13 protein-coding genes are annotated in these 12,497 nt (G+C 40.6%); 6 read left to right on the top strand and 7 right to left on the bottom strand.

Annotation, left to right across the window (positions count from 1 at the left end; all coding sequences use genetic code 11):
• Positions 1-22 precede the first annotated feature (22 nt).
• Positions 23-457 carry an ATP-binding protein gene (locus R0J88_RS07230; RefSeq protein ID WP_008131176.1) on the top strand — a complete coding sequence of 145 codons (435 nt, stop codon included), beginning with the start codon at positions 23-25 and terminating at the stop codon, positions 455-457.
• 2 nt (positions 458-459) lie between these two features.
• Here the strand turns inward: R0J88_RS07230 and R0J88_RS07225 are convergent, their stop codons facing one another.
• The 6 genes from R0J88_RS07225 to bioA form a co-directional block, all read right to left on the bottom strand.
• Entirely contained in the window at positions 460-1,089 is a 630-nt protein-coding gene (locus R0J88_RS07225) for a Vat family streptogramin A O-acetyltransferase (protein WP_410899533.1), read from the bottom strand.
• A gap of 30 nt (positions 1,090-1,119) precedes the next feature.
• On the bottom strand, positions 1,120-2,130 hold the full coding sequence (locus tag R0J88_RS07220; RefSeq protein WP_410899532.1) for an ABC transporter ATP-binding protein: 1,011 nt from the start codon (positions 2,128-2,130) through the stop codon (positions 1,120-1,122).
• A 13-nt stretch (positions 2,131-2,143) separates the two neighbouring features.
• Positions 2,144-3,643 (bottom strand): ABC transporter permease, encoded by a 1,500-nt coding sequence (locus R0J88_RS07215; RefSeq protein ID WP_410899531.1) that lies wholly within the window; start codon positions 3,641-3,643, stop codon positions 2,144-2,146.
• On the bottom strand, positions 3,643-4,683 hold the full coding sequence (locus R0J88_RS07210; RefSeq protein WP_410899530.1) for an extracellular solute-binding protein: 1,041 nt from the start codon (positions 4,681-4,683) through the stop codon (positions 3,643-3,645). Before R0J88_RS07210 ends, R0J88_RS07215 begins: the two co-directional genes overlap by 1 nt.
• Entirely contained in the window at positions 4,683-5,495 is an 813-nt protein-coding gene (locus R0J88_RS07205; RefSeq protein WP_410899529.1) for a hypothetical protein, read from the bottom strand. Before R0J88_RS07205 ends, R0J88_RS07210 begins: the two co-directional genes overlap by 1 nt.
• Before the next feature lie 214 nt (positions 5,496-5,709).
• Entirely contained in the window at positions 5,710-7,017 is a 1,308-nt protein-coding gene (gene bioA, locus R0J88_RS07200) for an adenosylmethionine--8-amino-7-oxononanoate transaminase (protein ID WP_410899528.1), read from the bottom strand.
• 95 nt (positions 7,018-7,112) lie between these two features.
• On the opposite strand from bioA, the gene bioB reads away from it, so the two are divergent.
• The 5 genes from bioB (at position 7,113) to htpX (ending at position 11,862) form a co-directional block, all read left to right on the top strand.
• A complete protein-coding gene (bioB, locus tag R0J88_RS07195) occupies positions 7,113-8,153 on the top strand; it encodes a biotin synthase BioB (protein ID WP_006793000.1) in 1,041 nt (346 codons plus the stop codon).
• 13 nt (positions 8,154-8,166) lie between these two features.
• Positions 8,167-9,318 (top strand): aminotransferase class I/II-fold pyridoxal phosphate-dependent enzyme, encoded by a 1,152-nt coding sequence (locus tag R0J88_RS07190; protein WP_410899527.1) that lies wholly within the window; start codon positions 8,167-8,169, stop codon positions 9,316-9,318.
• The gene (locus R0J88_RS07185; protein ID WP_410899526.1) at positions 9,315-10,148 is read left to right on the top strand and encodes a methyltransferase domain-containing protein; all 834 of its coding nucleotides are present in this window, start codon (positions 9,315-9,317) and stop codon (positions 10,146-10,148) included. The genes R0J88_RS07190 and R0J88_RS07185 overlap by 4 nt, the downstream gene beginning before the upstream one ends.
• A gap of 25 nt (positions 10,149-10,173) precedes the next feature.
• Positions 10,174-10,857, top strand: coding sequence for a dethiobiotin synthase (gene bioD, locus R0J88_RS07180; RefSeq protein ID WP_006792997.1), 684 nt, complete (start codon positions 10,174-10,176; stop codon positions 10,855-10,857).
• A gap of 141 nt (positions 10,858-10,998) precedes the next feature.
• Entirely contained in the window at positions 10,999-11,862 is an 864-nt protein-coding gene (gene htpX, locus R0J88_RS07175; RefSeq protein ID WP_203983513.1) for a protease HtpX, read from the top strand.
• A gap of 76 nt (positions 11,863-11,938) precedes the next feature.
• Here the strand turns inward: htpX and gloA are convergent, their stop codons facing one another.
• Positions 11,939-12,466 (bottom strand): lactoylglutathione lyase, encoded by a 528-nt coding sequence (gloA, locus tag R0J88_RS07170; RefSeq protein ID WP_008131158.1) that lies wholly within the window; start codon positions 12,464-12,466, stop codon positions 11,939-11,941.
• Positions 12,467-12,497: the final 31 nt, after the last annotated feature.

Here is a 12,497-nt window from a genome sequence, read left to right as displayed (position 1 = left end):
CATTACTTTAGAAATGGATGCTATGAAACAAGTTTTTATTTTACGTGGACTACCTGGAAGCGGTAAGTCGTATTATGCACAAAATTTAGCAGACGAATTAGCGACTGCAGATGAAAGCCAATACTTAATTTGCTCAACAGACGATTATTTTTTAAATGAGCAGGGCGAATATCATTTTGATAAATTTAAATTACCGCAATACCATAATTTAAATTTAGCGCGTTTTATTCAAGCGCTCGCACAAGATATTCCGCTCGTGATTGTAGACAACACCAATATAAAAAAATGGGAGTTTGTTGCATACACTCAAGCAGCTGTTGCCTTAGGTTACCAAGTTAAAGAAGTGATAGTGGGTGAAGTAAAAGATAAATCTATGCAGCACTTATACGCTAAACGCAATTCGCATAACGTGCCGCTTAAAACCATTAGTAAAATGGCATATATGTTTGAATGGTAGTGTTATAGTTTAGACAGTAAGTCTAAATTATTTTGAGTTATAGCATCTAAATGAGCAGTGATTTTGTCACTGCTCCAATCCCACCATGCAATAGATAGCAGTGCATTAATCGTTTTATCGTCAAACCGCTGTTTGATTATTTTTGCTGGATTACCACCAACGATAGCATAAGCAGGCACATCGTTGGTCACTACCGATTTACTAGCAATGATAGCGCCACTTCCTATTTTTACCCCTGGCATAATAGTGGCGTTATAGCCTATCCACACATCATTGCCAATTTCTGTATTTCCTTTAAATGGTAAGTCACCTGGTTGAGGTGCAGACTTTTCCCATCCGTTACCAAATATAAAAAATGGGTAGGTAGAAAAACCAGCACTTTGATGATTAGCCCCATTCATTATAAACGTTACATCTTTTGCTATGGCACAAAACTTCCCAATAATAAGTTTGTCGCCAATAAAATCGAAATGATAAAGTACGTTTTTTTCGAAGTGTTCAGGCCCATCAGGGTCGTCGTAATACGTATAATCACCGACTTCTATATTAGGCGACGTAATAAAATTTTTTAAATAACCTACTTGAGGAAACCCTTGCATTGGAGATGGGTTATTTGGATTTGGTCCGTTCATAGTTTCCTCTAAAGTAAAATATTTAATGCGCTAGTTTTTAAAAGCAGCCAGCGGATGAGAGGTACTTAGCGAAACATGTACGTTGTCACCAGGGTGTACAACCAGTTCATGACTCACGCGGCTAGTGACTACTGTACCACAGGCAAGTTTTATAGCGCATAATCGACTACCGCCTTCAAAGCGTACCCAAATAACCTCGCCATTATTACCTATACTGCTTTGTACTAATAAAACATCGTCGGGGCGAAGCAATACATCAACATTGCCTTGAGCGCAGTCAACACCATGCGCGGGCACATTGCCAATATCGGTAAGTGCTTGGCCGTTATTTAATGTGCCTTTTATAAAGCTAGCTTCACCTAAAAAACGCGCAATAAAGCGGTTTTTTGGGGTACTAAAGCATTTTTCGGGAGTGTCAATTTGTTGTATTTGCCCACCTTTTAAAACACCAACACGATCCCCAACCGATAGTGCCTCTTCTTGGTCATGGGTAACCCAAATAGCAGGTACACCTGCATTTTTTAGTGCGTTTCGGATATCCCAACGCAGCATGTCTTTTAACGCGGCATCTAGATTCGATAGCGGCTCATCAAGTAATACAAAGTCAGGCTGGTGAGCAAGAGTACGTGCTAATGCAACACGTTGCTTTTGACCGCCAGACAGGGTCGCAGGTTTCTTAGCCCTAAACTCTTCAAGACCAAGTAGGTTAATCCATTGATCTGCCACACTGTGATCTTTTAATTTAAAACAAATATTTTGCTCAACCGTTAAATGCGGAAATAACGCAAAGTCTTGAAAAACCATACCGACACTGCGCTTCTCAGGAGGCACTGATTTATTACGGGTTGCACGCCATTTATCTGCGTTTATTTCACCTTCAGAAATAGGTATTAAGCCTGCGAGTGCTTGTAATATTGTACTTTTACCGCAACCGGTGGGGCCAACAAGCATTAGGATTTCGTTTTCACCAAGCGTTAAATTCAAATCGCTCACAACGCGATTACTGCCATAATCTATAGACAACTGACTTACAGATAGCATTTACTTCAAATCCTTAATGTTCAAACTGGTTACGTTTTTCGCCAGACATCATAATAGCTAAACCACAAGCAGAGATCACCACTAATAACAGCCCAGGTATAGCGGCACGGCCAAAATAGCCAGCTTCGTAAACACGCCATAAATAAGTAGACAGGGTTTCAAACCCAGTAGGGCCTAGCAATAAAGTGGCTTCAAGTTCACGCATTGACTCTAAAAACACCAATGCACCACCAGCGACGATACCACGCATGGTTAAAGGCAAAGTAATACGTGTGAAAGCTTCGCGCGGGCTTGCACCAAGCACTCGAGCAGATTTTACCAAGCTAGGGTCTAAATGTTCGGTACTAGTACGAATTGAACCGACCGCGAGAGGCAAAAAACGTAGCATGTAGGCAATAATAAGTAATCCCAAAGTTTGATACAAAAATGGTAATTGCAACCCGCCATAAACCAGCGCTGTGCCCATTACAATACCGGGTATGCCAAAGCCAAAGTAAGTAACGCGCTCCATAACTCTGCCTGCTTTGCCACTGAGAGCCGCGTGCGCAACAGGGACCGCTACTATTACTGCAACAATAGCAGCAAGTGCAGACGCATAGGTTGAATGCCATGCAATGGTAAAATCAAAATTACTTAAGCCATCTCGTGCAAGCCATATAAAAAATATTGCCAAGGGTAAGCCGATTGCTAGCAACAGCACAGGAGCGAACAGAGTAAATAACGCACTCAATTGAAGTTTATTCGGGAATAAAAAAAGGGGGCGGCCATGACGCTCACTCGCTGTTTTTATTTGCGACTCTATAAGTAATAAAAAGCCTACAATAACCATTAACTGAAGCGACAGCATCGCTGCGCGACCCAGTTCAAAGGCATTGTATTCAACATAAATTACACGGGTGAATGTATCAAGTCTCATCATGGCTGGGGTGCCAAAGTCAGATAAAGTATAAAGTGCTACTAATAACGACCCAGCAGCAATGCCATTTACCACGCGAGGTAGAATAACTTTGAATACACTTTGCGTCATCGACATACCCAATGTGCGAGCTGCGTTTACCATGCTGGCGTCTAAACTGAGTAAAGATGATCGGGTAGTCATCATCACAAATGGAAATGTATATAGGGTCATAACTATTGCAGCGCCGGATAGCCCATACATAGACGGTGTTTCAAATCCGAGTAAATTATTTATTTCACCCCCAGGGCCAAATGCAGCATAAAGCGTAAACGCACCAATATAACTAGGTATAGCAAGGGGAGCGGCAAATAATACAAGCCATGCTTTTTTAAATGGTAAGTGTACATAGGCGCTTATAAACGCAAGTGGTACGCCGATTAAAATTGAGCCTAAAACAGTTAAGCCCATTAAAGCCAGTGTATTACCTAATATGGTTAAATTATGGCTATCAAAATAGGAACTTGAGTCACTAGCAAGCACCATTAATATACAAATAGGGGTAAGCGTAATGAGCGCTGCAAGCAGCGCCATTGGGTAAGATGGGGGTAATCGCATTATAAAACGCCGTTGCTGCGCATTAAGTCAATAGTGGGTCGCAAATCTGCAAGCTGTGTTAAATCAATTTTAGGTGGTGAAACACTCGAAAGCGAAGGTAAACCATCAGGCTGAGCAATACCGTTTACAAGGGGGATTTCGTAGGCTTCACGTGATAAATAACCTTGTACTTCTTTGCTGAGTAAATAGCGCATAAAGTTAGTTGCAAGCGGATCACTGTTAAGCGTTAATATACCCGAGGCGTTTACTAAACAGCCTGCATCGTTTTGGGTAAAGGCTAAATCAAGATTTGCATCCGGCTTGCCTGATTTTAAACGTAAAGTGTAATAATGATTAGCAAAGCCAATATCAACTTCACCCCGTTCTACACCCATTACAACGCCTAATTCACCTGCGTATGTTTTTGCACGTTTTTTAACTTTTTTAAGCCATTTAGCCGTTTTATCGTCGCCTTGTAAAATACGCATTGCTGTAACAAACGATTGAAAAGACGCATAAGCAGGGGCCCAACCAATACTCAAGTCGCTGTCAGCAATTTCCATAATGCTGGTTGGAATTTGATCTTTAGTTAAACGCGACGTATTAAAAGGCAATGTGCGAATACGTCCCGTTACTGGCGCCCAGTCTTTATATTTAAATTGCGGCTGCAGTTGAGACGATAAATCGTCTGGCAGTGGTTTTGCAAGACCTGCATCGGTTACTAAACCAATTGCACCTGAGTCCACTGCCCAAAATAAATCAGCACGTTTAACACCCGCTTTGGCTTCTGCAACAATTGTGTTGGCAAGTGCAGCTGTTGGTCCACGGCGAATAGCTAAATTAAAATCAGGGTTATTTTTTTGGATAGCTTGTAATACGTTTTCGTATAAACCACCTTCACCTCGGCCTAAATATAAGGTTAAATCACCTTTAAGCTTAGGTAAATCGTCAACCGAGACGGGGTTAGTTACTGTATTAGCAAAAGCTTGCGCTAGAGGTAATGGCAATGAGCCAATTACCCCTAATGCAGCTAACCCTTGTATAAAGGTTCTGCGTTCCACTAAAAAACGTCCTTACGGTTTTTTTCTGCTTTTTCAATTAAACGTTTGGCGCGGTCCAATTTTGTTTGCATGCTGGTAACTACATCGCGTACTTCATCAACACTTTTGTTATCTGCGATTGCTTTTGGAAGCGTGACGTTAAAATCTTTTTCAAGTGCCTCGACTAAATTTGCATCTTGCTCTATGAGTGTTCCTTCAACGCCTTCGAATAAGTGTAGGTAAGTATCGTGAACAATTTCAGTGGCTTCGTCTTGAAGGCGTTCAGCAAGTTTTGCGATGACGCGGTCTAGTTTGTGCTTTATTTCGTCTATTGTTGTACTTTGTGTCATTTCTTTACTTGCTGTAGCTGTAACAGACTCTAACAAGCCTTTTTGTTGAAATTTAGCCGCTAATTTAACAGCACCTAAACCTTGCCATAAAGCATTATTCATTGCGGTTTGTTGTACACGAACCTCAGCGGCTGATTTACCACCGTCAATTGCCATTTTTACACCGTACAAACCCTGCCAAATAGAGGCATAAACAGGCACTAAATTAGTTTCAATTGCACTGTGAAATTTTACCGATTCCCAATATTCAATTAAATCGTCGGTATTTACGGCCTTAGCGCCTTTATTTTCGTAGGTGCTAACAAGCGTGTCTACTTTGCCTACCATCCACTCAACTTCTTCGTTATAGCTTTTAAGGTTAGCTTGAAGGTGATTTACATGTTCACCAATAGGACCGTTAGCAAATACAGGTTGCGCAATAAACGCAGACGCTATTAATAAAGAGGCACCTAATGTTTTGGCTGGTTTAAAAAATAAGTTCATGAAAGAAGTCCAAAAAGGTAATTGTAAATGATAGGTATTATCATATCCGTAAATATTACGAAGAGCAATATACTAAAACTGCTAAACACGTATTTGAGGGCATGAGGACGAATTTAATTAATACAAATGATCTATATCAAGTTAAATCCGCTTTTTGCTTAAAGTTAATGAAGCTATTGACTAATTAATACCACTATTAAACTTTAAAAAATCACTATACTTTAGCGTAATGTTTGCCTTTAATTGCACTATAAATAGCATCGCAAAGCGTTTTAATACTGTTTTCGTCACTTATATACGGTGGCATAAGGTAAATTAGTTTACCGAAAGGGCGGATCCATACACCTTGTTTTACAAAAAAGGCCTGAATAGTCGCAACATCGATATTGCTAACCTCTTTATTAAGCTCTACAACACCTATCGCGCCGAGCACTCTTACATCAGCAACGTCTTCAAGCTCCGCACATTTGTGTAATTGCTGAAGTTGATTATTTATTTCTTTTACGCGTTGTTGCCAGTTTTGCTCAAGTAATAAGTCTATGCTGGCACATGCAGCTGCGCATGCTAGCGGATTACCCATAAAGGTAGGTCCGTGCATTAAAACTCCGGCTTCACCTTCACTAATGCCTGTGGCAATTTTATCGCTCGTAAGCGTTGCCGATAATGTCATTGAGCCACCGGTAAGTGCTTTACCTATGCATAAAATATCGGGTTCAATATTAGCGTGTTCAACCGCAAATAACTTACCCGTACGGCCAAAGCCTGTGGCTATTTCGTCGCAAATTAAAAGTACATTGTATTGATTGCATAGCTGCCTTACGCAGGCTAAATAATCGGGATGATAAAAATTCATACCTCCCGCATTTTGTACTATGGGTTCAATAATAAAAGCAGCTACGTGTTGGTGGTTATTTTTAAAGTACTGTTCAAGTTCACGCGCTTCACTTTGCTCAAAAGTGCTTGAAAACTTACTGGCAGGGGCAGGTACAAATACGTGCTCAGGTAAAAAACCCTTATATAGGCTATGCATAGAGTTCACAGGATCGCATACGCTCATTGCAGCAAACGTATCGCCATGATAACCCTTAAAAGGGGTCATTAATTTTTGTTTTGTTTTAATACCTTGGCTTAACCAGTATTGCAGAGCCATTTTAATAGCTACTTCAACACTTACCGAGCCACTGTCAGCTAAAAATACTTTAGTTAAGCTTGGGGGGCTGATATCTACAAGTTTTTTACACAGTTCAACTGCACTTGAATGTGTGATACCTCCAAACATAATGTGGCTCATGTGATTAATTTGATTAACCATTGCTTTGTTAATAGCAGGGTGGTTGTAACCATGAATAGCGCTCCACCACGATGCCATGCCATCTATAAGTTGCTCGCCTGTTTCTAGATAAATTATATTGTGTTTAGCGTGGGTTACAGGGTAAACGGGAATAGGCTTTGTCATTGATGTGTATGGATGCCAAATGTGTTCACGATCAAAATTTAAATCAATTGAGTGTTTATTGTTCATATGTAAACTTTAACTGGGTGGACTTCGTTGACAATGGTACTTGAAGTTTTAGACTAATCCAACATCACCGATATGAAAAAAATAAAGAGAGAATTATGGAACTTGCACCTGTTCGCCACAATTGGACCCATAGCGAAGTTAAAGCATTATTTGAAATGCCGTTTAACGATTTACTTTTTAAGGCGGCGTCGGTACACCGTGCTAACTTCAACCCAAATGAAGTGCAAATTTCTACCCTGTTATCAATTAAAACTGGGGCATGTCCAGAAGATTGCAAGTATTGCCCACAGTCAGGACACTATAAAACCGACTTAGAGCGCGAGCGCCTTATTGAAGTAGAAAAAGTAGTAGAGCAAGCGCGTTTAGCTAAACAAAAAGGCGCAACACGTTTTTGTATGGGCGCTGCGTGGTCAGATCCAAAAGACAGAGACATGCCTTACATTTCGAAAATGGTAAAAGAAGTAAAAGAGCTTGGCCTTGAAACCTGCATGACGCTGGGCAAACTCACAAACGAAAAAGCACACGAACTCAGCAGTGCAGGTTTAGATTACTACAACCATAATCTTGATACATCACCTGAATACTACGAGCAAATTATATCAACCCGTACCTTTGAAGATCGATTAAACACCATAGATCATGTACGCGATGCCGGTATGAAAGTATGTTCAGGCGGTATAGTCGGTATGGGCGAGCAAGCAGCCGACCGTTATGGGTTACTTATGCAATTGGCTAACTTGCCACAACAGCCAGAAAGTGTACCTATTAATATGCTAGTTAAAGTAAAAGGTACCCCACTTGAAAACGTTGACGATTTAGACCATTTTGAGTTTATACGCACTATTGCTACTGCACGAATAATGATGCCACACAGCTATGTACGTTTGTCGGCAGGGCGTAACGCCATGAACGAGCAAATGCAATCAATGTGTTTTTTTGCAGGTGCTAACTCTATATTTTATGGTGACAAGCTGCTTACCACAGAAAACCCAGAAGCGGATGCCGATATGAACCTAATTAAAAAGCTAGGAATGAACCCAGAAACGCGTGAAGATTATTCAGATGAAGCTGTAGCAGCGTCGCTTTCATCGCAAGTTGCAGATAAAGCAACGTCTGAATTATTTTACGAAGCCTAAGTAAGCGTTACTAATGCCATTTGAATTTATTAGCGCACACCTTAATGAACGGGCAGAGCAATTGCTTTTACGCAAACGCCACGTGGTACAAAGCGCCACAGCACGAACCATTATGGTAAATGATAAAACCTACCTAAATTTTGCCAGTAATGATTACTTGGGCTTTGGTGATTTAACTATTGAGAGCGAAAATATTAATACGTTAGGTAGCCATAGCTCTGCATTAGTAACAGGGTATCAATTACAGCAACAAGCGTTAGAGCAGTACTTATGCACTCAGTTAGGTTATCAAGCTGGGTTGCTTTTTAATTCTGGGTTTAGTGCTAATAGCAGTGTAATTAAAGCGTTGTTTCAGGATAAAGCAGCAGCGCAAAACAGCGCTATTTTTCAAGATAAGTTAAACCACGCTAGCTTAATAGATGGGGCACTTCATTCAAATGCGGCTTTAATACGGTTTAACCACAACGATTTAAATCACTTACGATCTCGGCTCGAAAAGTCAAAAGCACAAAATAAGTTAATTATTAGCGAAGGTGTTTTTTCGATGGATGGCGATACGGCCCCTATCAAAGACCTATTGCTCCTTGCAAAACAACACAATGCATGGCTGATGATAGACGACGCACATGGCTTTGGCGCGTTAGGTAATACAGGACTGGGTAGTTGCGAAACACTTATTGGCGATATTTTACCCGATATACTCGTCATCACATTTGGTAAAGCTGTTGCTAGTAGTGGCGCGTGTGTGTTGGGTTCACGCGCATTTATAGACTACATGCTGCAATATAACCGCGATTACACATACTCAACGGCTATGTCGCCATTATTGGCAGATAATACATTAGTGCGCTTAAAGCACATTAAAAAAGCTAACACGCAACGAGTAATGTTAAATAAAAACATTGCTACTTTTAAACACCTTGCACAACAGCACAACATAGCGGTAATGGAGTCCGATACGGCTATTCAACCTATTGTATTAGGGTGTGCAGAGCAAACATTAAAAGCGGCTAATAAACTCAAGCAACAAGGAATTTGGCTAACCGCTATTCGCCCACCTACGGTTGCGTACAATACTGCACGCTTAAGAGTGACGTTAACGGCAGCGCACACCCTTGATGATATTACTTATCTAGTTAAACATTTAGCAAAGGCACTATTATGATAGCCCATGCACTTGATAGTAAGCCGGTTACAAAGCCCGCAACACTGTGCCATTTAAAAAGGTTTAACCCAGCCCTTAAAAAAGGAGCGCAGGTTAACTTTTCAAAAGCGGCGGGTGATTACAATACGCATGCACATGTTCAAAAAAAAGCAGCGGATGATTTGTTCAAATTAATAACGCCTTCAGCATGTAATAAAAATAAAGTGTGTGTTGATTTAGGTGCAGGCCCACTTGTAAACACCGATCAGCTTAAAAGCCTTTACGGTAATGTGCTTTCAATGGATTTAAGTTTTAATATGCTCAATAGTTGTAATAAAGGCGATTACAAAGTATGCGCAGATATGGACAATTTACCATTACAATCAAACAGTGTAGATATTATTTTTAGTAACTTTGCGGTGCAATGGTCAGCTAACTTTAACGTGCTTTTAAAGTCACTTTATGAGGTATTAAAACCGGGCGGGCAAGCTTTTATTAGCACTGTAGTGGAAGGCTCACTAAACGAAATAAAAACAGCGTTTGCTGCGGTAGATAGCCACAGCCATATTAATACATTTAATTCGGTTGATTATATAAACCAATCGGTCCAAAGTTCTGGTTTTAATGTTACAAACACTATAAGCACAATGTATACAGATAAATATTCGACACCGCTGCAAGCAATTCGCTCAATAAAAGCAATTGGCGCAACCACTCAGAATACAGGAAAAACACGCCCAGGGTTATTAACAAAATCGGCGCTCAAAACGGCGTGTGCAGCGTATCCAGTAATAAACCAAAAAGCGTGTGTTTCTTATCATGTAGTATTGTTATCATTAACTAAAGCGTAAACATCGTTTGTTACAAGGCAAAGCTATGAAAGAATTTTTTATTACTGGTACCGACACCGATGCGGGAAAAACACATGTAACCAGTTTATTGTTAAAACTGCTTGCCCAACATAAAAAAAAGGCAATAGGGTATAAACCACTAGCGGCTGGGTCTGAAATGGCGTTTGACCAACTTGTTAATGCTGATGCACTTATGCTAATGGAAAGTGCAACAGTAAGCGCAAAGTATGACGTGGTAAATCCCTTTACTTTTGCACCACCCATAGCCCCCCACATAGCTGCTGAGCAGGCGGGTGTAACTATTAATGTAAACAAACTTACTGCGGCCTATAAAACGGTAAAACAGCAAGGCGCTGACTACCTGCTTACAGAAGGTGCTGGTGGCTGGGCTTTGCCTATAAATAATACCGAGTATTTATACGATTGGGTAAAAGCTGAGAAACTACCGGTTATATTAGTGGTTGGTATGAAGTTGGGCTGCTTAAATCATGCACTTTTAACCGCAGCACACATACAAAGCTTAGGTATTAACTGTATAGGTTGGATAGCCAACCAGGTTGATGAACACATGGATGAATACCAAGCAAACCTTGATAGTTTAAAGGCACGCTTACCGTTTCCCATTCTTGCTATTAGCCCGTACAGCGAACAAACACCAAAATTACAAATCTATAAAACACTTCTTGAAAATTTATCAATAAATCCATAAATAATACTTGCGCTGTGACATAGTTTGTCACAGAATAACACTATCGCAAATGACATAGTGTGTCATTGCGATAGTGTTGCTTACAGCCGATCAAATTTTAGTAAATCGCTCAGCAATAAATGTTATTTTTGGAGAAAGCGAATGAAACGTGTATTTTTGTTTTTATTAACTAACCTTGCGGTTATGTTGGTATTAGGTGTGGTGCTTTCAATTATAATGAGCGCGCTAGGCTTAAGCCATCGCAGCCTAGGTGGTATATTACTTATTGCGGCCGTATTTGGTTTTGGTGGGTCGTTTATTTCACTTTATATGTCTAAATGGATTGCTAAAAAATCAACGGGTGCGCAGGTTATTACTCAACCAAGTAACCAAACCGAACAATGGCTTGTAAACACTGTGGCAGTGCAAGCTAAAAAAGCTGGCATTGCAATGCCTGAAGTGGCAATTTACGACAGCCCTGAAATGAATGCCTTTGCAACAGGCCCAAGTAAAAACAATTCACTAGTTGCTGTAAGTACAGGCTTAATGCAAAGTATGACCCAAGATCAAGCCGAAGCAGTGCTTGCTCATGAGGTGTCACACATTGCTAGTGGCGATATGGTAACGCTTACGCTTATTCAAGGTGTGGTAAATACCTTTGTTATATTTGCTGCAAAAGTGTTGGCAAATATTGTAGATAATTTTCTTAATGGCGATGAAGAAGAGGGCGGAATAAGCTGGACCTACATTTTGTTCGATATGTTATTCCAAGTCCTGTTTGGTGTGTTGGCAAGTATAGTTGTAGCGCATTACAGCAGACAGCGTGAATTTGCAGCCGACAGCGGTGCCGCTAAATTAGTTGGTGCAGATAAAATGCGTTCTGCCCTAGAAAGGTTAAAGCAAAACCATCCTTCACAATTGCAAGGCTCAATGATGGCATTTGGTATTGCGGGTGGTAAAAGCATGGCTGAGCTGTTTTCATCTCACCCGCCGCTTGACTCTCGAATAAGTGCACTGAGTAAGTAATTTTACTTTAAAATACAAAAGCCAGCGTAACAGCTGGCTTTTTAGTATGTGGTAACCGTTTTATTAAGCGTTGAGATTATTTACCAAAAATAATATCGGTTATGCCATCTGGTGAGAGTATTTCTATCCAGTAGCCATCAGGGTCTTTTATAAAAGCTAAGCCTTTCATTGAACCATCGTCTGGTTTTTTTACAAACTCTACATCGTATTTTGCAAAGCGCTCACTGGCTGCGTACACATCGGGTACACTAATACCAATATGGCCAAACCCTTTTGGTTCGTCGTTACCGCTGTGGTAGCCTGTAAAACTATCGTCGTTTTCTGTGCCCCAGTTGTGAGTGAGCTCTATAAGAGCAGGGCGACCAAATACCCATTTCGCTTTTGTCTTATCATCACCTTCTGGCTGTGTTGGCTCGTAGCCTAAAAAGTACAGCGTAAACTTCATTTCAGGAAAGTCATACTTACCTAATAGCTTCATACCTAATACATTTTGATAAAATGCCAGCGACGGTTTTGGATCTTTTATACGTAACATAGTTTGCTGCATTACATAGCCTTCAGTGGCCTGTGCAATTTGCTCTGGAGATTCGTCATACTGAGACATGCGGTGATCCTTAATGAAATGAATGAAAAAT

Origin of the sequence: Pseudoalteromonas sp. SIMBA_162 (assembly GCF_046535955.1) — a bacterium.
GTDB lineage: Bacteria > Pseudomonadota > Gammaproteobacteria > Enterobacterales > Alteromonadaceae > Pseudoalteromonas > Pseudoalteromonas marina.
This window is presented reverse-complemented; position numbering and strand designations above follow the sequence as displayed.